Source organism: Niveispirillum lacus (genome assembly GCF_002251795.1).
In the GTDB taxonomy this organism is placed as follows: domain Bacteria; phylum Pseudomonadota; class Alphaproteobacteria; order Azospirillales; family Azospirillaceae; genus Niveispirillum; species Niveispirillum lacus.
Map to the genome: position 1 here is coordinate 670421 of NZ_NOXU01000031.1, position 20632 is coordinate 691052.

At 60.7% G+C, this 20632-nt stretch carries 19 protein-coding genes; 11 read left to right on the top strand and 8 right to left on the bottom strand.

Annotated features, from left to right (window positions below; translation table 11 throughout):
• The first annotated feature begins 5 nt into the window (after positions 1-5).
• Both ntrX and trkA read left to right on the top strand, forming a co-directional pair.
• Complete coding sequence (gene ntrX / locus CHU95_RS18975) at positions 6-1409, top strand: nitrogen assimilation response regulator NtrX (protein ID WP_094457864.1); 1404 nt, start codon at positions 6-8, stop codon at positions 1407-1409.
• 54 nt (positions 1410-1463) lie between these two features.
• Complete coding sequence (gene trkA / locus CHU95_RS18980) at positions 1464-2840, top strand: Trk system potassium transporter TrkA (protein WP_094457865.1); 1377 nt, start codon at positions 1464-1466, stop codon at positions 2838-2840.
• Between the two features lie 111 nt (positions 2841-2951).
• Here trkA and CHU95_RS18985 read toward each other — a convergent pair whose 3' ends face one another.
• Positions 2952-4562, bottom strand: coding sequence for a tetratricopeptide repeat protein (locus CHU95_RS18985; protein ID WP_165772260.1), 1611 nt, complete (start codon positions 4560-4562; stop codon positions 2952-2954).
• A gap of 332 nt (positions 4563-4894) precedes the next feature.
• On the opposite strand from CHU95_RS18985, the gene CHU95_RS18990 reads away from it, so the two are divergent.
• From CHU95_RS18990 to CHU95_RS19010, 5 genes are all read left to right on the top strand, one after another.
• Entirely contained in the window at positions 4895-5764 is an 870-nt protein-coding gene (locus CHU95_RS18990; protein WP_094457867.1) for a D-amino-acid transaminase, read from the top strand.
• Positions 5761-6474 carry an HAD family hydrolase gene (locus CHU95_RS18995; protein ID WP_094457868.1) on the top strand — a complete coding sequence of 238 codons (714 nt, stop codon included), beginning with the start codon at positions 5761-5763 and terminating at the stop codon, positions 6472-6474. The genes CHU95_RS18990 and CHU95_RS18995 overlap by 4 nt, the downstream gene beginning before the upstream one ends.
• 86 nt (positions 6475-6560) lie before the next feature.
• Positions 6561-6812, top strand: coding sequence for an RNA chaperone Hfq (gene hfq / locus CHU95_RS19000; RefSeq protein WP_054167448.1), 252 nt, complete (start codon positions 6561-6563; stop codon positions 6810-6812).
• 1 nt (position 6813) lies between these two features.
• Positions 6814-8133, top strand: coding sequence for a GTPase HflX (gene hflX, locus CHU95_RS19005; RefSeq protein ID WP_245838401.1), 1320 nt, complete (start codon positions 6814-6816; stop codon positions 8131-8133).
• Positions 8130-8942 (top strand): inositol monophosphatase family protein, encoded by an 813-nt coding sequence (locus CHU95_RS19010; RefSeq protein ID WP_094457870.1) that lies wholly within the window; start codon positions 8130-8132, stop codon positions 8940-8942. Before hflX ends, CHU95_RS19010 begins: the two co-directional genes overlap by 4 nt.
• 18 nt (positions 8943-8960) lie before the next feature.
• Here the strand turns inward: CHU95_RS19010 and mscL are convergent, their stop codons facing one another.
• Positions 8961-9371, bottom strand: coding sequence for a large conductance mechanosensitive channel protein MscL (gene mscL / locus CHU95_RS19015; RefSeq protein ID WP_094458006.1), 411 nt, complete (start codon positions 9369-9371; stop codon positions 8961-8963).
• Between the two features lie 110 nt (positions 9372-9481).
• On the opposite strand from mscL, the gene CHU95_RS19020 reads away from it, so the two are divergent.
• Entirely contained in the window at positions 9482-10117 is a 636-nt protein-coding gene (locus tag CHU95_RS19020) for a pyridoxamine 5'-phosphate oxidase family protein (protein ID WP_094457871.1), read from the top strand.
• A gap of 35 nt (positions 10118-10152) precedes the next feature.
• Entirely contained in the window at positions 10153-10431 is a 279-nt protein-coding gene (locus tag CHU95_RS19025; protein ID WP_094457872.1) for a hypothetical protein, read from the top strand.
• Positions 10432-10546: 115 nt separating this feature from the next.
• Here CHU95_RS19025 and CHU95_RS19030 read toward each other — a convergent pair whose 3' ends face one another.
• The 6 genes from CHU95_RS19030 to recG all read right to left on the bottom strand — a co-directional run bounded on the left by CHU95_RS19030 (position 10547) and on the right by recG (position 16304).
• Positions 10547-11815 carry an NAD(P)/FAD-dependent oxidoreductase gene (locus tag CHU95_RS19030; RefSeq protein WP_094457873.1) on the bottom strand — a complete coding sequence of 423 codons (1269 nt, stop codon included), beginning with the start codon at positions 11813-11815 and terminating at the stop codon, positions 10547-10549.
• Positions 11816-11995: 180 nt separating this feature from the next.
• Positions 11996-12754, bottom strand: a complete 759-nt coding sequence (locus tag CHU95_RS22200) for a hypothetical protein (RefSeq protein WP_133065580.1) — start codon at positions 12752-12754, stop codon at positions 11996-11998.
• Positions 12717-13268 carry a DUF488 domain-containing protein gene (locus tag CHU95_RS19035; protein WP_207762542.1) on the bottom strand — a complete coding sequence of 184 codons (552 nt, stop codon included), beginning with the start codon at positions 13266-13268 and terminating at the stop codon, positions 12717-12719. The genes CHU95_RS22200 and CHU95_RS19035 overlap by 38 nt, the downstream gene beginning before the upstream one ends.
• A 256-nt stretch (positions 13269-13524) precedes the next feature.
• Positions 13525-13833, bottom strand: coding sequence for a BrnA antitoxin family protein (locus tag CHU95_RS19040; protein WP_094457874.1), 309 nt, complete (start codon positions 13831-13833; stop codon positions 13525-13527).
• The gene (locus tag CHU95_RS19045; protein ID WP_094457875.1) at positions 13778-14077 is read right to left on the bottom strand and encodes a BrnT family toxin; all 300 of its coding nucleotides are present in this window, start codon (positions 14075-14077) and stop codon (positions 13778-13780) included. Before CHU95_RS19045 ends, CHU95_RS19040 begins: the two co-directional genes overlap by 56 nt.
• Positions 14078-14222: 145 nt before the next feature.
• On the bottom strand, positions 14223-16304 hold the full coding sequence (gene recG / locus CHU95_RS19050) for an ATP-dependent DNA helicase RecG (protein WP_094457876.1): 2082 nt from the start codon (positions 16302-16304) through the stop codon (positions 14223-14225).
• Between the two features lie 95 nt (positions 16305-16399).
• On the opposite strand from recG, the gene CHU95_RS19055 reads away from it, so the two are divergent.
• Both CHU95_RS19055 and mfd read left to right on the top strand, forming a co-directional pair.
• Positions 16400-16675 (top strand): succinate dehydrogenase assembly factor 2, encoded by a 276-nt coding sequence (locus tag CHU95_RS19055; RefSeq protein WP_094457877.1) that lies wholly within the window; start codon positions 16400-16402, stop codon positions 16673-16675.
• Positions 16676-16921: 246 nt separating this feature from the next.
• Positions 16922-20545: a transcription-repair coupling factor gene (gene mfd, locus CHU95_RS19060; RefSeq protein ID WP_094458008.1), complete on the top strand. Its 3624-nt coding sequence runs from the start codon at positions 16922-16924 to the stop codon at positions 20543-20545.
• Positions 20546-20632: the final 87 nt, after the last annotated feature.

A 20632-nucleotide genomic window follows, 5' to 3' on the forward strand; every position in this document is an offset into this window, starting at 1 on the left:
AAGACATGGCACACGACATTCTGATCGTCGATGACGAGGCTGATATCCGCATGCTGATTGCCGGCATCCTGGAGGATGAAGGCATGAAGACGCGGGAGGCGGCGGATGCGGACCAGGCCCTGGCCGCCGTCGCCGCCCGCCGGCCCAGTCTGGTCATCCAGGATATCTGGTTGCAGGGCAGCCGCCTGGACGGGTTGCAGGTGCTGGCCGAGCTGAAGCGCGACCACCCCGACGTGCCCGTTGTCATGATTTCCGGCCACGGCAATATCGAAACGGCCGTCGCGGCCATCAAGAACGGGGCCTATGATTTCATCGAAAAGCCGTTCAAGGCCGACCGCCTTTTGCTGCTGGTCGAACGCGCGATTGAGGCAGCGCGTCTGCGCCGAGAGAACCGCGAGTTGCGGGTCAAGGTCGGGGCCGATTTCGATCTGATCGGCCGTTCGCTGCCCGTGAACCAGTTGCGCCATTCGGTGGAAAAGGTGGCCCCGACCGGTTCCCGCGTCCTGATCTCCGGCCCGCCAGGCAGCGGCAAGGAGGTGGTGGCCCGCATGCTGCATGCCAAGTCGCGGCGCAATGACGGGCCGTTCGTGGCGCTGAACTGCGCCACCATGCGGCCCGACCGGCTGGAGGTGGAACTGTTTGGTACAGAGCACGGGTTCGAGGGCGGCGGCCGCAAGGTCGGCACTTTTGAACAGGCCCATGGCGGCACCTTGTTCCTGGATGAGGTGGCGGACATGCCGCTGGAAACCCAGGGCAAAATCGTCCGTGTGCTGCAGGAACAGACGTTTGAGCGGGTGGGCGGCACCTCGCGGGTGGAGGTGGATGTCCGTGTCATCGCCTCGACCAACCGCGACCTGACGGCGGAGATTGAGATCGGCCGCTTCCGCCAGGATCTGTTCTACCGCCTGTCCGTTGTGCCCCTGAAGATGCCGCCGCTTCGGGAACGCCGGGAGGATATCCCCTTGCTGGCCCGGCATTTCATGCAACGGACCGCGGAGACGGCGGGCCTGCCGGTCCGGGTGTTCGGGGAGGATGCGATGGCGGCGTTGCAGGCCTATGACTGGCCGGGCAATGTCCGGCAGTTGCGCAATACGGTGGAATGGCTGCTGATCATGGTGGCTGGCGACCCGTCAGAGGCGATCCGCGCCGACATGCTGCCGCCCGAGATTGGCGCCATCACGCCCACCGTCCTGAAATGGGACAAGGGCGGGGAGATCATGGGCCTGCCCCTGCGCGAGGCGCGCGAAGTGTTTGAGCGGGAATATCTGCTGGCCCAAGTCACCCGCTTTGGCGGCAATATCTCCCGCACCGCCAGCTTTGTCGGCATGGAACGCTCTGCCTTGCACCGCAAGCTGAAATCGCTGGGCGTGCATGGCTCGGACAAGAATGGGCTGAAGCTGGTGGAGTAAGCAGCAACGGTTGCTGCGCTTCTTTTCCCGTCAATTCCTGACAGGGTACTCTTCATGAAAGTCATCGTCTGTGGCGCCGGGCAGGTCGGCTCTAACATTGCCAAATATCTGGCGTCGGAGGGCAACCATGTCACCGTCATCGACCAGTCGCCCGAACTGATCCAGAAGATCAGCGATACGCTGGACGTCCAGGCCATGGTGGGCTTTGCCTCGCACCCCAATGTGCTGGAGGCCGCCGGGGCTGCGGATGCCGACATGCTGATCGCCGTAACCCTGGCGGACGAGGTCAACATGGTCGCCTGCCAGGTGGCGGCCAGCCTGTTCAACGTGCCGACCAAGATTGCGCGTGTGCGCCATCAATCCTACCTTCAGCCCATCTGGGCCGATCTGTTCTCCCGCGAGCATCTGCCGATCGACTTCATCATCTCACCCGAGATCGAGGTGGCGCGGGCAGTGTCGCGGCGGTTGCAGGTGCCAGGCGCATTCGACATGATCCCCCTGGCGGACGGCCTGGTGAAAGTGATCGGTGTGGTTTGCACCGACAATTGCCCGATCATCAACACCCCACTGCGGCAGTTGACCGGCCTGTTCCCCGATCTGGCCATCGAGGTTGTGGCCATCATCCGCGGTGACCGGCAGTTCATCCCCGGTGGCAATGATCAGATGTTGCCGGGTGATGAGGTTTATTTCGTTGCCGATACGAATCATGTCAGCCGCGCCATGGCGGCCTTTGGCCATGAGGAACGGCAGGCGCGGCGCGTCATTATCGTGGGCGGTGGCAATATTGGCCTGTGTCTGGCGGAAGAGATTGAACAGAACCAGCCCGGCGTGTCGGCCCGCATCATTGAGGTAGACCGCCGTCGCGCCACCCTTGTGGCGCAAAAACTGAAGCGCACCATGGTCCTGCATGGCGATGGGCTGGACCCTGCCATTCTGGAGGAGGCAAATGTGGCCGCCTCAGAGACCGTGGTTGCGGTCTCCAACAGTGACGAGGGCAATATCCTGGCCAGCCTCCTGGCCAAACGCAATGGCTGCAAGCGCGCCATCACCCTGATTAACAAGACCACCTATCAGCCGCTGGTCCTGCCGCTGGGCATTGATGCCGTGGTCAGCCCCCGGTCCATCACGGTGTCATCCATCCTGCAGCATGTGCGCCGGGGCCGCATCAAGGCGGTGCATTCCCTGCGTGAGAATTTTGCCGAGGTGATCGAGGCAGAGGCACTGGAAACCTCTACCCTGATCAACACGCCGCTGAAAGATATCCGCCTGCCGGAGGGCATTATCGTGGGGGCCATCGTGCGCGCCGGCAAGGTGATCATCCCGCGCCCCAGCACCGTCATCAAACCCAACGACCGGGTGATCATCCTGGCCGAGGTGGGGCAGGTGAAGAAGGTGGAGAAGATGTTCGCCGTGCGGCTGGAGTTTTTCTGATCCGGTTAATATTCATTGCCGCTGATATTATTTGAACCCTTCTATCGACCTCCGGATGGGCCCGCTGGCGGTTGAAGCCCGGTGGTCGGGTCCGATCACTGGGACATGGTGTTAGAAGCCTGTCAGAATCCGCAGTCTGCGTTCTATTAGGGCGATTACGGGACCCCAGTCGCCTGACTGCTGCTGTCGAAACAGGGTTGCGGTTGGGTACCATGGGCTTGACGTTCTATCGCGTAGCCAGCGCCAATCACTGGGCCAGCCCAGCAGTACCCATGTTGGCCGTTTGCACGCCCCAGCCAGATGGGCGACGGATGTATCAACGCTGATCACCAGATCAAGCCGGCCTAAAGCAGCGGCCGTATCCGCAAAGTCGTTTAACAAAGGACCGAGATCGGTAACGCCTGGGCGGGAAGCCAGTGAACAGGACTGTTGCGGCCTCATGTATTTTTGCAGCAGGAACCAAGCGATCCCTGGTATCGACAGTAATGGCTCTAGTGCCGAGACAGGGATTGACCTGTTCTGGTCATTATGGTGATCCGGATTGCCCTGCCAAACCAAACCGACGCGTAAGGTCCCGCGTCGTGCCATGATCCGCGCTGCCCACTGTTCCTGTTCAGCCGTTGGCGGTCTTAGATACGGGGTCTGATTTGGAACGGTGGAAAGCGTGGTCTTGAATATTCCGGGCAAACTGGCAATCGGCACATGGGTTGTGAAAGGGGGCAGGCCAGTACTGCCGGGAAAATCCGCCGCCCTTTCCACAATATGCAGGGACTGCCGGCTGAAACTGCTTTCAAGTAACCGGACCAAACTGTTTTGCGCTTCCACGACCACCTTTCCTTGAAAGGCTTCCGCAGCCATTGGAATATATCGCGCCATCTGCAGTGTATCACCCATCCCTTGTTCGGTATGGATCAGCAAACAGCCATCAGGGTTTGGATCACCTCTCCATTGCGGGGCGTTGAAGTTCCGGCTTCCCGCAGCCATGCCACCATGGCCGCACCACCGCGCCTCAAACTGCCGCCACCCTTCCTCATACCGTCCTTCGCGTAAAAGACAGAGGGAGAGATTCCAGGCTGCCTTTGCGGAATCTGTTTCAATCTTGAGCGCTTGTTCAAGGTCCGTAATCGCGTCGGCATCCCGGCCCAGAACATGAAGCGTGATGCCGCGCTGAATAAGGGCACCAACCATATTCGGCTTCAGAGCGAGTGCATGGTCATAGCAGGCAACGGCGTCGTTCAGCCGCCCTGCATTTTCATGAAGACGTCCCAGGTTGAAAAAGCCCGTGGCATCGGGCTGCAATCTTACCGCATTTTCAAGTGAAACTCTCGCTTCGTCAAATCGCCTTAATGTTGTTAAGCAGATCCCCAGGTTGGTATGTAAATCGACATTATCCGGTGCTAATGTGATTCCGAGCCTATAAGAGGCTACGGCCGCGTCCCAATCATGTTGAGATTGGGCAATTAGGCCCAATCCGTTCAAGGCCGCTACATCATTTGGGCTGATTTTCAACAGGGTGCGGTAATAATTACCTGCTTCTTGATACTGACCATCTTCAAGGTTGATCGCAGCTAGATTGATCAGGGACATTCTTAAAGCGAGTTCGTCGGGCTCCATCATGGAAAGCACTTGCCCATAGAGTTCCCGTGCCTGGGAAAAATCTTCGGATTTGTGTGCCTGTAGGCCAAGATTGTAGAGTGATCGAGATTTTTTATGGCTGTCCATGTTATTCATTTTTCTGCTTTGTTAAAGATTTTATCCACTTAATTTGCCAAGACGGTGGTGTCTTTGGGAGCATATCTTATTTAATCATTCGCTGTCAGAGGTTTCAATGAATCCAAGAAGCCCTTCTGTTTACATAAAATATATGGGAATAGCGGATTGGTGTTCTTCAGATTGGATCATGCGAGGCTTATGACCTAGGCAGAGCAAATTTCAGTCTGGCATAGCGCATTCTTCGGCCGTTGGGGCAAGGTCCACAATGACAATTCCGCCCCTTGACCATGCGGGGCCGGACGCGCGACATCTGGCGTAGAAATCACCGATGGACCGCTCCCATGCCCCGCATCGCCTATGTCAATGGCCGCTACGTCCCGCACGCTGATGCCAGCGTGCATATTGAGGACAGGGGGTTTCAGTTTGCCGATGGCGTTTATGAGGTGGTCACCATCGTCGATGGTCGGCTGGCCGACGCGGACGGGCACCTGACCCGGCTGGCGCGGTCGCTCAAAGAACTGTCGATCCCGTGGCCGGTGAAGCCAGCGACCCTGCGCTTTGTTATGGGCGAAATGGTCCGGCGCAACCGCGCGCGCCATGCACTTCTGTATATTCAGATCACGCGCGGTGTGGCGCCGCGTGATTTCAAATTCCCGAAGAACCCGGCTCCGACCCTGGTCCTGACCTGCCGACGCACCGCCTTTCAGCCGGCAGCCACCCTGGAGAAGGGCGTGTCGGTCATCACCATGCCCGATATCCGCTGGCTGCGCCGGGACATCAAATCCACCAGCCTGCTGCCGCAGGTGCTAGGCAAGCAGAAGGCGGCAGAGGCGGGGGCGTTTGAGGGCTGGATGGTGGACGACCAAGGTTTCGTGACCGAGGGCTGTTCGTCCAACGCCTGGATCGTTACCACTGACGGCATCCTGGTGACCCGCCAGCCCAGCAATGAGATTTTGAACGGCATCACCCGTCTGTCCATTCTGGATTGCGCCCGCGATCTGGGCATAGCGTTTGAGGAAAGGGCGTTCCGCGTGGATGAGGCCTATGCCGCGCGTGAGGCCTTCATTTCCAGCGCCAGCACCTTCGCTCTGCCGGTCACCCGTATCGACGGGCACACCATCGGTGACGGCAAGCCCGGCGCCCTCAGCCTGCGCCTGCGCCAAGCCTATATGGACCATATTGGTTCGACTGACCCTGTGAGTGCCAAGTGACCCTTGATCATCCGGCTCCCCCCTTTGACCGCCTGCCGCGCGCCATTCTGTTCGATTGGGACAATACGCTGATCAGCAATTGGCGCTGCGTCCATGCCTCCGTCAACGCGGCCCTGCGCGCCTTCGACAAACCAGAATGGACGCTGGAGGAGAGCTATGGGCGCATCCGCAAATCCCTGCGCGACAGTTTCCCGGAGATTTTCGGGGAGGAATGGCCGCGCGCCCGCGACATTTTCTACGCGCATTTTGAAGCCAACCACCTAACCCACACCGACGTGCTGGAGGGGGCGACGGAAATGCTACGCATCCTGCATGGCCTGGGCATTCGGCTGGGTGTGGTGTCTAACAAGACAGGCCGGTTTCTTCGGGCCGAGGCCGAGATGCTGGGCTGGGCGCCCTTGTTCGTCGCGCTGGTCGGGGCGACCGATGCGGCGGCGGATAAGCCGGACCCGGCCCCCGTTCACCTGGCGCTGAAGCCCATGGGGTTTGAGCCCGGCCCGGATATCTGGTTCGTCGGCGACGCTGATGTCGATATGGAGATCGCGCATCGCACGGGCCTGACCCCCATTCTGGTGGGGGATACACCGCATGTCGGCGATGGTTTGGATCGCTTCCCCCCCGCACTATGTCTTGACGGGTGTGCGGCGATTTCATCCTTGGTGAAACGGATTGCTGCTACCATATCGACGGACATCCGCACTGTTGGCTGAAAGGGTGATTGTCGGATATCCTGATCAAACTTGGGCCCCCGTCGGATGGGTGCCCCAATAACCCGAGCATAAGCGAGGCTGCTCCAATGTCAGAAAAATCCCAAAATGTGCAGGACGTGTTCCTGAACCATGTCCGCAAGAGCAAGACACCGGTGACCGTATTCCTGGTCAACGGTGTCAAGCTGCAGGGCATCATCACCTGGTTTGACAATTTCTCCGTGCTGCTGCGCCGCGACGCCCATTCGCAGCTTGTCTATAAGCACGCGATCTCGACCGTGATGCCGGCGCATCCGATCCAACTGTTCGATCCGCCGGCCAAGGAGACCGACCACGACTGAGTTGAGTAATCACGAGGGGCGCGGGTCATCCACCCGCGCCCTCGTCCTGCATCCGGTCCTGCCTGAGGACCGGAACGACGCACGTGGCCCCGAATCCCGCCTGGAAGAGGCGATGGGTCTGGCCGCCGCCATCGACCTTGACGTGGCCTATGCCCGCGCCATCCGCGTGACCCGCCCGCGCCCAGCGACATTGCTGGGGACCGGTGCGGTGGAGGAGGTGGCTGCCCTGGTGAAGGACGCAGATATCGGTCTGGTCATTGTTGACCAATCCCTGACCCCCATTCAGCAGCGCAACCTGGAGCGTGACTGGAAGGCCAAGGTCATTGATCGCACTGGCCTGATTCTGGAGATTTTCGGAAAGCGGGCCCGTACGCGTGAAGGCCAGCTTCAGGTGGAACTGGCGGCCCTGACCTATCAGCGCTCCCGCCTTGTCCGCTCCTGGACCCACCTGGAACGCCAGCGAGGTGGTTTCGGTTTCCTGGGCGGTCCGGGTGAAAGCCAGATCGAAATGGACCGCCGCCTGATCAGCGACCGGATCGTGAAGCTGAAGGGCGAGTTGGAGGAGGTGCGCCGCACCCGTGGCCTGCACCGTAAGGCGCGCGAAAAGGTGCCCTACCCGGTGGTGGCGCTGGTTGGTTACACCAACGCGGGCAAATCCACCCTGTTCAACCGCATGGCCGGGGCGGATGTCTTCGCCAAGGATCTGCTGTTCGCCACGCTTGATCCGACCATGCGATCCATCATGCTGCCGTCGAACCGCAAAATCATCCTGTCGGACACGGTGGGCTTCATCTCCGACTTGCCGCACGGTCTGGTGGAAGCGTTCCGCGCTACCCTGGAGGAGGTGATGGCCGCCGACATCATCCTGCATGTACGCGATGTTTCGCACCCCGATACCGAGGCGCAGAAGGCCGACGTCGAGTCTGTCCTGAAGGGCCTGGGCATTGAGGTTGATACCGATCCGCGTGTGATGGAGGTCCTGAACAAGCTGGACCGTCTGGGGGAGGAGGATCAGCAGACCCTTCTGCGCCAGGCGCGGCGTAATGGTGGCATCGCCATTTCGGCCCTCACCGGCTCTGGCCTGGATACGTTGTTTGACGCGATCGACCGCCGCATGGTGGCCGGACGCGAAGTGGTGGAGTTCGACATCGATGTCAGCGACGGTGCCGCCATCGCCTGGCTCTATGGCAAAGGTGAGGTGCTGGACCGCCAGGATGACGAAACCTGCGCCCGCCTGCGCGTCGGACTGGACCCGGCTGATCTGGCCCGGTTTCAGGATCGTTTCCCCTATCGCGTGCGTGAACAGGCGCTGGCATCATGACCCTTCCTGACCCTGATAAGGTGGCCGCCATTATCCGGGATGTGGCGGCCACCGAAATCATCCCCCGCTTCCGCAGCCTGTCCAAGGCTGACATTAAGGAGAAGGGGCCGGGCGATCTGGTGACCGTCGCTGATGAAGCAGCAGAGCGGGCACTGACCGCACGCCTGTCCGACCTGCTGCCCGGCTCGTTGGTGGTGGGGGAGGAGGCGTGCGCCGCTGATCCCACCATCTTGTCCCGCATCACGACCGGCAACGATCCGGTCTGGATCATTGATCCCGTTGATGGGACGAGTAATTTTGCCAGTGGTCGCCCGGTCTTCGCCGTACTGCTGGCCCTCGCGGTCAAGGGGCAGACCGTGGCTGGCTGGATCTTTGATCCAATGGGCGAACGGATGGCCGTGGCGGAGCGGGGGCAGGGCGCCTGGATGGATGGACAGCGGTTGACAGCTTTGTCCGGCGGCGCCCTGGCAACGCTGCGCGGGTCGCTTTCCACCAAATTCTTCCCACCGGAGGAAAAGAAGCGGATCGAGGCGCTACGCCCGCACTTTGCCTCCACCTACCGCCTGTTCTGTGCGGCACATGAATATCTGAACCTGCTGACCGGCAAGGGACAGTTCGCACTTTACAACCGCACCATGCCCTGGGACCACGCCGCCGGCGCCCTTGCCTATGCAGAGGCGGGTGGTCATGTGGCCCGTTGGGATGGCGACACTTATCAACCCGGCCGAACCGATGGCGGTATCCTGCTGGCGGGCGACCGGGAGACCTGGGACCAGTTGCGCCGTTTGTTGTTTCCAGGTTTACACTGAGGGTGGCGTGCGCCACCCTTAACCCTTCGCCTTCAGCAGATCGCGGATTTCAGTCAGCAGAAGTTCGCTCTTGGTCGGCTCCACCGGCTTGGCTTCTTCTTTCTTTTTGAAGCGGTTTACCTGCTTGACCAGGATGAACACCGCCCAGGCGACGATGAAGAACTTGATCACCGCATTGATGAACAGGCCATAATTGATGGTGGTGACACCGGCGTCCTTGGCGGCCTTCAATGACGGGTAGTCACCGCCCGACAGGCTGATGAAATAGTCGGAGAAGTCGATCCCACCCATCAAGTAACCAATGGGCGGCATCAGGATATCATTGACCAATGAGGTCACGATGGCGGTAAAGGCGGCACCGATAATGATACCAACCGCCAGATCCACCACATTACCACGGCTGATGAAGGTCTTGAATTCGTTGAGCATGGGTTCCCCGTTCCCATCGGCAATGCCCCCATGGCGCTTGCCTGAAAAATCAGCATCTTCCATCGTCAACGGAATGGAAAGTCCGAACTGCCCGGCTGAAGGTTAATCTGATGCCCTTATCCCGTCCCGTTATTGCTGAAACCATCAGCGATGTTGCCATGCTGGAAGCGCTGTATGGTCCGCCAGGGGCCCCATCTTTGGCCAAGGTGACAGGGCAACTGACCCCCGCCTATCGGAGCTGGTTATCAGCAGCCCCCTTCTTTGCCCTGGCTACCGCAGGCCCCAATGGTCTGGACGTCTCCCCACGCGGCGATGCCGGTGCGGCGGTCGCCATCCTGGATGACCGGACGCTGCTGATCCCCGACCGGCGGGGCAATAACCGTATCGACAGCCTGCGTAACATCATCGGTGATCCGCGTGTGGCCTGCCTGTTCATGATCCCTGGCGTTAATGAATGCCTGCGCATCAATGGCCGCGCCGCCATCAGCACCGCTGCCGATCTGTGCACACGGTTTACGGTGGCAGGACAGGTGCCCCGGTCCGTGATCTGGGTGGAGATTGACGAGGTTTATTTTCAGTGCGCCCGCGCGCTGATCCGCTCCGACCTCTGGGCCATGGGGGCCAAAGGTCGACCACAGGGCATCCCGACCGCCGGCCAGATGACGGCAGAGGCCAGCCAGGGGGCAGAGGGTGGCCCTGCCTATGACGCGGCCCTTTCCGAACGCCAGCGCCGCACATTATGGTAGGGTTGGTCAAAACCGGGGTCGGGGGAAGAACGGGGATGTGGGGCCTTCTACGCTTTATCGCCACGCTGATCGGCGTGATTATGTTCCTGACCCTGCCCATGGTTTTCCGGGATAGCATCCCTGACGGGCTGTTCGGCGCTTGGGATGGCCTGCTGCGGCCTCTGCGTGACCCGGTTACCCAATTCTGGTGGCAATATTTCAACCGCCTGGATCAGCAGCCGCTGTTCCAGCTCTCAACCCTTCTGACACAGGCGTTGCTGATCACCCTGGTGATTGCTGCCCTGCGCTGGGTCTGGCAGCGCCGCACTGCCTAGGGGCCAAGGGGCATTGCAATGCCTCCCGCAAGGCCGGCGACTGTCGCTCCGTGCGCCCCTGTTTGCGTAAGCCAAGCCGCCGGAAGGCGGCGCCCGGCGTCTGACGGAGCGTGCCTTACAACCAGTCCTGCAACCGGTACCACAGCATGCCCAGCACCAGGGCCGGCATTTTCAGCCCCGGCGGTCCCGGAAAGGCCCGGTGTGGCACACGGGCAAAAAGGTCGAAGCGGCCCGCCTGACCGGCAATCGCTTCGGCCATCACCCGCCCGGCAATGGCGGTCAAGGCCAGACCATGGCCGCTATAGCCTTGCGCGAAATAGGTGGTGGGGCTGACGCGGCCCAGATGCGGCATGCGGTTCATGGTGATGGCGACATAGCCGCCCCAGCAATACTCCACGCCCAGATCGGCCAACTGCGGGAAATATTTCAGCATGGTCCGGCGCAGGGATTGTTTCAGGTCGGGCCGGTCAAACCCGGAATAGCTGACGCCCCCGCCGAACAGGAACCGGTTGTCGGGGCTGCGCCGGTAGTAATTCAGCACAAAATTCACATCCGCCACGGCAATGTCGGACGGGATCAGGGCCTGCGCCCGCGCTGCCTCCATCCGCTCCGTGCCGATGATATAGGTGCCCGCTGGCATCACCCGACTGCGAATGGGCGGACATACATCGCCCAGATAGGCATTGCCGGCCAGGACCAGGAATTTCGCCGATACCGACCCCGTTGCGGTAAACGCCTTGGGCGCTGCCCCCGTATCGATGCGCACCACCCGGCTGCCCTCATGGATGCGCACGCCCAGCGTCTCTGCCGCCACGGCCAGCCCCAGCGCATAGTTCAACGGGTGCAGATGCCCGCTGCCCGCATCGAACAGCCCGCCCAGATAGGCATCGGTCGCCACCATGGACCGGATTTCATCCCGCCCCACCATGCGCGTCCTTCCATAGCCCACCCCCTCCAACTCCGCCTGATGCTCGGTTAGGCTTTTCAGATGCCGGGGTTTTAATGCAGCCAGCAGATATCCCCATTTCAGATCGCAATCGATACCATGCCGCGCGATCATGTCGGTCAGCATGGCCTTGGCCTCTTCCGACAGGTCCCACAGCCGCCGTGCATCCGCCTTCCCGACCCAGCCCTCGATCTCCGAAATGCCCTTGTTGAACCCGGTGATCAACTGCCCGCCATTGCGCCCAGACGCCCCCCAGCCCACAGACTCGGCCTCCAGAATGGTGACCGACATCCCCTTGTCCGCCAGCTCAATGGCCGTGACAAGGCCCGTATAGCCACCACCGACGATGCAGACATCGGTCGTGACATCCCCCACCAGCGGCGGGCGGGCGGGGGCAGGGTGGGCCGTGGCGGCGTACCAGGAGGGGGCGTGGGGCATTGTCAATCGCGCGCAATGTGAAGGCAATGACCCTTGAAAGGGTAACAGGTTCATTATGTCTAGCAAAGAGTTTAGGGGATATTCGGCTGCGACGATGAAAAACCTTATAGTAAGTTATCTTTATTAATAAAACTTACAAATACTGTTTCTGACTAAATATTGTCAAAGTAAGCTCATTTGTTATGTGAAATTCAATCTAATAACACCGACCAAAAGCCATTGCTCTGGACGACGTGAGTGCGTTCCCATCGCAAAAGCCATTCCATTTCTCGGGTATTCTTCCCCGAATGTGACTTCCATACTTCTTAGTGCCTCCTGTTCCCCTTTGTCATGTCTTCTGCGATAAAAAGTAGCGGCTGTCTCCCAGTCGTCACAAGTGGCTTTGTGTGATTTTCCGTCAGAATCTTTCCAGTCAAAATGAAAAGCGAATGGGCACGGTTCCAATGCCTCTAAGTCAGGATCCAGGAGGGATTTTTGCCTAGCCGCTTCCTGATATGCGATGCGTTCTCTTTCAATTTGAGTAACACTCTTTCTTTTATAAAAGAACTTTACAGTTTCTGGTCTAATTAACGCTAACGTCATGCCGTGGCTGGCAGCTTGGTCCGTGGAGTTCATTATTATGCGGTTTAGGAAAATAGCTCGATCCCGCTCAGGCATGATTTCACATGATTTGATCGTATCCTCCTGAACCCTTCTACTTTCCTTGCGTCGATCGTCAGGGCCGGGTGCAATCCAATCATATTCGATCCACTGCCATCTTCTGAAACCCTCTTGGAGACGGCGAAAGTGTATAGGGTACTGACGACGCCATTCTCCTTGTAGCGTCACACCTGCACAACAAACCGTCTCTCCATGTTTCTGGCCAACATGGGGTAGAGCCTTTACTAATATGACAACTCTTTCACGCCCGCTTTTCTGAAATCCATGTACTATGGACATTCCTTACCTGCCTGCTAAGGCCGTGTCTGACGCCTAAGTGGAAAATCGGCACGGTAATCTTATCAGAAATAGCTTCAGCGACAATGCTTCTATGGCATTCAGAGTGACTGCGCTCGTAGCACAGCAAACAAGCACCGCCTTTCTCAACGTGCTGAACTGCAAGCGATAAATCTCTCTGGGCTGCCACTGATTTCATATGTTCATTAAAAATATCTTTAAATTTTTTATAGTCACCGGCTCGCGCAGCTTCACGGCCTGCCTTTGGGTCACCTAATCCACGAAGATGAATGTACTCTATGCCTGCGTCAGCTAATGCCTCGGAAAGGGCCTTTTTTGCGAATCCCTTTCTTCGCGATATGGGAAGTTCTCTAATGTCTATAATGCGCTCCACCGAGGCGGTTTTGAGCGTGGCAATGAAATCCGCTATGTCAGCGGATTCATATCCTATCGTCGCTAGTCTGATTTTATCCATCATCATTCTGAGAGTTTTGAATGAATCGGTGTCGTCTGTCAATCTACATAAAGTCATTCATGAGTTGATATTTCTTGCTAAGATGTGCATGAGTAGAAGGATTTTGTCAAAATGGAATTGATAGGTGCTAACCGGCCTCGCTACTTTGTTTATCAGGTGGTAGCCGCAGTGTTAAAGTACTTCAAAATAGACAGCGGCGAAGCCAGTAGTTCGCCGTGGAATTCAGCATTGGGTAACCAAAATCTTCATATGTTCAACAACTCATTGATTGTCACTTCGTCCTCCCCCTCCCCCCACCTCACGCCCTATCCCGTTCATGCTCCATATAAGCCCGCAGCACCCCGTTCATCCGCGTCAGATAGCCGCCGCCCTTCGACTTGAAGAACTCCAGCACATCGGCATCCACGCGCAGCGACACGGCAACCTTGTTCCTTGGCTCCACGCGGCGGGCGGCGTCGAACCATGTCGCGTCGGCCAGGGGGGCGGCGTCGGGGTCTTCGGCGACGGCGCGGGCGATGGCGGCGTCATCCATGTCGCGCAGCGCCGACAGGTCAGGTAAGGTCCGGTTCGGGTCCGGCAACCGCCGCGTAATAGGCTTTTCGTTCATCCTCGTTGGCCTTTCTTGCCGAAATCAGGCGAATGGCGTCACCGCGCGGGGTCCAGACGACCGCCAGGACCAAATCCGCCACCACGCCATAGGTCACGAACCGTTCCTCGCCATAATCCTGCCGCCGGTCGGGGCGGTCGAATGTCGGCTGGTCCCAGATATACAGCGCCCATGCGAAATCAACCTTGTGCTTGGCGATGTTCGCGGCGCGTTTGTTCTCGTCCCACTCGAACGCTGGCGGCATGGTGCTGGCTCCGGATCAACCGGACCAGAATGCCGCTATTCGTATGGGTGGTAAATCAGGGACAGAAAACTATCTAAGTGTTTAGCCAGTGCCTCGGTTATGTATATACAATCGAATACACAAACCGTCAAGAGCCACACAACCCTTACCCCGACCGCAGATACTTCACCGCCGCGTCCCGCTCAAACAAATACAGCAGCGTCCGTAACGCTTTGCCCCGTTCCGTCTCCAACTCCGGATCGCGGGTGATGATCAGCTTCGCATCATCGCGCGCCACGGCCAGCAGTTCGCCATGCACCGCGATATCGGCCAGCCGGAATTCGGGGATGCCGGATTGTTTCGTGCCCAGCATTTCGCCGGCACCGCGCAGTTCCAGGTCTTTTTCGGCGATGATGAAGCCGTCTTCGGTGTCTTTCATCACCTGTAGCCGCTGTCGCGCCACCTCGCCCAATGGTTGGTAATAGAGCAGCAGGCAGGTGCTGGCCCCGGTGCCGCGCCCGACGCGGCCACGGAGTTGGTGGAGTTGGGCGAGGCCGAAACGTTCGGCATGTTCGATGACCATGATGGTGGCTTCGGGCACGTTTACGCCCACCTCGATCACCGTGGTGGCGACCAGGACGTCCAGGCGGCCTTCGGCGAAATCGGCCATGACCTTGTCCTTGTCCGGCCCCTTCATCTTGCCATGGATCAGGCCCACGCGGTCGCCCAGCCGTTCCACCAGGGTGGCGTGGCGGTGGGTGGCGGCGGCCAGATCGACCTGTTCGCTTTCTTCCACCAACGGGCACACCCAATAGATGCGCTGGCCCGACGCGATGGCGCGGGAAAGGCCGCCCGCCACCTCCTCCAACCGGTCGGCATGCATGACCACCGTTTTCACCGGCTGCCGACCCGGTGGTTTTTCATCCAGGCGCGACACATCCATGTCGCCATAGACGGTCAGGGTCAGGGTGCGGGGGATGGGGGTGGCGGTCATCACCAGCGTGTCGACCCCGCGTCCCTTGGCCGCCAGTTGCAGGCGCTGGTGCACGCCGAACTTATGCTGTTCATCAATCACGGCGATGGCCAGATCGGCGAACATCACCTCTTCCTGGAACAGAGCGTGGGTCCCGACCAGAATGTCGATCTCCCCCGCCGCCAGCCGCTCCAGCAAGGCGGCCCGCGCCTTGCCCTTGTCCCGCCCCGTCAGGACGGCCATGCGCACGCCCGCCGCTTGGCAGAGCGGGGCCAGGGTTTCGGCATGTTGGCGGGCCAGGATTTCGGTGGGGGCCATCAGCGCTGCCTGTGCCCCGGTTTCGACGGCGTTCAGCATGCACATCAGGGCCACGATGGTCTTGCCGCTGCCCACATCGCCCTGCAACAGGCGCAGCATGCGCGACGGCTCCGCCATGTCGGCGTAAATCTCCGCGAGCGACCGTTCCTGCGCGCCCGTCAGGCGGTAGGGCAGGGCGGCTGCGACGGCGGCACGCATGCGTCCATCGCCCTGGGTCACCCGGCCCGACAATTTGCGCTGCTGGGCCCGGACCAGGACCAGCGCCAATTGGTTGGCGAGCAGTTCATCAAAGGCCAGACGTTGGCGCACGGGGCCCAGCGGGTTGATATCCGCCTCATCCACCGGATGGTGCAGGCGGGTCAAGGCGCTGTGCCAATCCGGCCAGTCCCGCGCCCGCAGCCAGGCCGCATCCTGCCATTCGGGCAACTGCGGCGCACGGGTCAATGCCGCCTGGATGGCGGTGCGCAGCGGCTTGGGGTTCAACCCGCCCGTCAGGGGATAGGTTGGCTCCGTCGCTGAGGGTGGTGCCCCTTCATCGGCGGGGGCGGCATGGTCGGGATGGGCGATCTGCAAATGGTTATTGTAATATTCCGCCTTGCCGGAGACGGTGATCTTGCTGCCCACGGGCAGCTTCTTTTCCAGCCAGTCGCCCTTGATATGGAAATAGACCAGATCCATCGACCCCGTATGGTCGGTACAGCGGATGCGGTAGGGGCGGCTGGGGGTTAGCGATGGCATATGCCCATCCACCCGGACCGTCAGCACCACATGCCGCCCGTCCGGCGCCTCGGCAATGCTGGGCACCTGGATACGGTCCACCACGCCCACGGGCTTGTGCCACAGCAGGTCCACCACATGCGGGCCGGCCAGCTTTTCCGCCAGCTTGCCAAGGCGCGGGCCCAGGCCGGGCAGGCTGGTCACGGGGGCGAACAGGGGAAACAGGATGGCAGGGCGCAAGGGCTTGACCCTATCTGACACGAACGGGGCAGGGGACGGCTGACAGCCGGTCCACCACGTTCTATATCAAAGCCCAGCTTCAAACCGGAACCAAGATGATGATCGATCTTCCCGACGCCGACCTGTCCCCCCGCCGCAAGCGCCTGATCTTCCGCAGCGACCATCGCGGGACCAAGGAGATGGACCTGCTGTTGGGCAGCTTTGCGCGCAAACATATCGCGACGATGGACGAAGCGATGGTCGACCGGTTCGAGGTGCTGTTGGAAATGTCAGACCCCGATCTCTATCACTGGATCACGGGCCAGGAACCCACCCCGCCCGAATGGGATGACGCGCTGATGGACATGCTGAAGGCGCATCGGTATCGGTGAGGCTGTTACGGTAACGAGTGGGCGATAGGGTTTAAGTCGTCTTTAACATGCTTTCCCCGCGAATGCGGGGAGCCAGGGGGCCACAGGCCCGACCGTTGGTCCCATCGGCCCCTGGACCCCCGCTTTCGCGGGGGAGGCACGTTTTGGCGATTGGAAGCATTGTGCCCTCTGTCGCCTGATCCCCTTTTGTTCCGGTACATCCTGCGCTATACCCGCCCTGTCGCGCCCAAGCCGAAGTCAGCCCCCATGACCATGATTCCCACGCCCGATATCGCGCTCAACCTGGGCCATCCGCGCCGCCTGCTGCTGTCCGGCGCGCCGGACGGGCAGGATGCGCGCCTGCTGGCCGCCCTGGCCAAGCGCGGGGGATCGGCGGGGTTGCTGCATATCGCCAGCGATGATGCGCGCGCCGCACGGCTGGCCGATGTCGTATCGTTCTTCGCGCCGGATGTGGAGGTGCTGCATTTCCCGGCCTGGGACGTGCTGCCCTATGACCGCATCTCCCCCAATGGGGAAATCGTGGCCCAGCGCATCACCACCATGACCCGGCTGCTGCGCGCCAATGCGGGCAAGCCGTTCCTGGTGCTGACCACCGTCAACGCCGTGGTGCAGAAACTGCCGCCACGCCTTGCCTTCCGCAATGCCAGCTTTGCCGGCAAGGTGGGCGCCCGCATCAATGTGGCGGAGCTGCAGCGCTTCCTGTCGCAGAATGGCTATGTCCGGGCGCAGACAGTGCGCGAGCCGGGGGAATTCGCCATCCGGGGCGGTATCATCGACCTGTTCCCGCCCGGCAGTGGCGAGGCGCTGCGCCTGGACCTGTTTGGCGATGACCTGGACGGGGTGCGCAGCTTTGATCCCATGACCCAGTTGACCGTGGAAAAACGCGACGGGTTCCTGCTGACACCCATGTCGGAAGTGTTCCTGGACGAAATGTCGATCCAGCGCTTCCGTACTGGTTATCGGGAGCATTTCGGCGCGGTCATGGATGATGATCCGCTGTATGAGGCGGTCAGTGCAGCACGCAAACATGCGGGCATGGAACATTGGTTGCCCTTGTTCCACAGTTCCATGGAAACCCTGTTCGATTATCTGCCTTATGCGTCGGTGACGCTGGACCCTAATGTCGAACAGGCCCGCGACGAGCGGTTGGAGCAGATCCAGGATTTCTACAATGCCCGCCGGACCATGGTTGAGGCGGAGAAAAAATCCGGCAATCCGGCCTATAAGCCCATACCGCCCTCGCTCCTGTTCCTGGATAGCGACACGTTCGACCGGCATCTGGCCGTGCGCGCCGTGGCGCAGCTTTCGCCCTTCGCTGCCATCGAAGGGGAAACGTCCAACACGGATATGGTCGATGGCGGCGGTCGCAAGGGCCGCGACTTCGCTGATGCGCGTGTCCAGTCCGGCGTCAATGTCTATGACGTGCTGCGCGAGCATATTGAGGCGCTGACCCGCGACGGTCGGATGGCGGTGATTGCCGGTTACACGACCGGTTCACGCGACCGTCTGCTGTCGGTGCTGAAGGAACATGGGCTGACGCGGCTGAAGGCTGTGGATACCTGGGCCGAGCTGGGCACCCTGGACAAGGGCACCACGGCGCTGGCCGTCCTGCCGCTGGACCATGGGTTCACGGCCCCCGGTCTGGCCGTGATCACCGAACAGGATATTCTGGGCGACCGCCTTGTCCGCGCCGGCTCCAAAAAGAAGCGCCGCAACGCCAACTTCATTGCCGAGGCGGCGTCCCTGAACCCGGGCGATTTCGTCGTGCATATCGACCATGGCATCGGCAAATATGACGGGCTGGAAACCCTGACCGTTGGCGGTGCCCCGCATGATTGCCTGCGTATCCTCTATGATGGCGGCGACAAGCTGTATGTGCCGGTAGAGAATATCGAGGTCCTGTCCCGTTATGGCAGCGAGGAGGCGGGTGCAACGCTGGACAAGTTGGGCGGGGCCGGCTGGCAGTCGCGCAAGGCCCGCGTCAAGCGCCGCTTGAAGGACATGGCCGACGCCCTGCTGCGCATCGCCGCCGAACGCGCGCTGCGCCAGGCCGATGCCGTGCCGATCCCGGATGGCGCCTGGGACGAATTCTGCGCCCGTTTCCCCTATGCCGAAACCGACGACCAGCTTCGTGCCATCGATGATGTGATCGAGGATATGGGCTCGGGCAAGCCGATGGATCGCCTGATCTGTGGCGATGTCGGTTTCGGAAAGACGGAAGTGGCCCTGCGCGCCGCCTTTCTGGCCGTGATGGCGGGCAAACAGGTGGCCGTGGTCGTGCCCACCACCCTGCTGGCACGCCAGCATGCCCGCACGTTTGAGGCGCGGTTTGCGGGCCTGCCCGTCCGGATCGGGCAATTGTCGCGCATGGTGACGACCAAGGATACCAACCTGACCAAGCAGGGGGTGTCCGACGGCACCGTCGATATCGTCATCGGCACCCATGCCCTGCTGGGCAAAAACCTGGATTTCAAGCGCCTGGGCCTGGTCATCGTGGACGAGGAACAGCATTTCGGCGTGAAGCAGAAGGAACGGCTGAAGGAATTGCGGGCCGATGTGCATGTGCTGACCCTGTCGGCCACGCCCATCCCGCGTACCCTGCAACTGGCCTTGTCGGGCGTGCGCGAATTGTCGGTCATTGCCACGCCGCCTGTGGACCGGCTGGCCGTTCGTACCTTCGTCCTGCCCTTTGATCCCGTGGTGATCCGCGAGGCCATCCTGCGCGAACATCACCGGGGTGGGCAGAGTTTCTATGTCTGTCCGCGCGTGGAGGATCTGGACAAGGTGCGGGTGCGGCTGGAAGAGCTGGTGCCCGAGGTGAAGCTGATCACCGCCCACGGCCAGATGGCGGCGACAGAGTTGGAGGACGTGATGACGGCCTTCGACGATGGCAAGTATGACGTGCTGCTGGCCACCAACATCATCGAAAGCGGCCTGGACATCCCGCGCGCCAACACCATGATCGTTCACCGCGCCGACCTGTTCGGTCTGGCCCAGCTCTATCAGATCCGGGGCCGCGTGGGCCGCTCCAAGGTGCGGGGTTATGCCTACCTGACCTATCAGCCCAAGACGGTGCTGTCGGCCACGGCGCAGCAGCGTCTGCATGTGCTGGAGACGCTGGACAGCCTGGGGGCGGGTTTCCAACTGGCCAGCCACGACATGGACATCCGTGGTGCGGGTAATCTGCTGGGCGAGGAACAATCCGGCCAGATCCGCGAGGTTGGCGTGGAGCTGTACCAGCAGATGCTGGAGGAAGCGGTGGAGGCCGCCAGAGGCGGCCTGTCCGACCTGCAGGTGGCAGAGGATGCCTGGTCACCACAGATCGCGCTGGGCATGCCCGTTCTCATCCCTGACAGCTACGTTCCCGACCTGGGCGTGCGCCTGACCCTCTATCGTCGCCTGTCCGACCTGGACAGCAGGCAAGAGGTCGAGGCGTTTGGTGTGGAACTGATCGACCGGTTCGGCAAGATGCCGCCGGAGGTCGACAATCTGCTGCGTCTGATGGAGATCAAACGTCTGTGTCGGGAGGCTGGCGTGTCCAACCTGGATGCGGGGCCAAAGGGAGCGACCGTCGGCTTCCGCAATAACAGCTTCAAGAATCCAGCCAAACTTGTTGAATTCATTCAGAAACAGGCGGGTACGGCCAAACTGCGCCCCACAGACCATAAGCTGGTCTTCCTGCGCCCCTGGGATTCGGAAGAAACCCGCATGGCGGGCGCCCGCACCCTGATGCAGGCACTGGCCCAGATGGCCGCCGGGGAGCGGGTTACCGCCGACTTAGCGCCGCCCCCGCCACCGCCTCCACCCCCGCCGCCGCCAAAGCCACTGGTCAAGCGGCCGCCTTTTGGCGCACCAAAGCGGCGGTGGTGATACCTTTGGCATAAAGCAAAACGGCGCCGGGGTGACCCGGCGCCGTTTCAGACTGCTGACAAACCCCGTCGAAATTTGGCGTGGTTT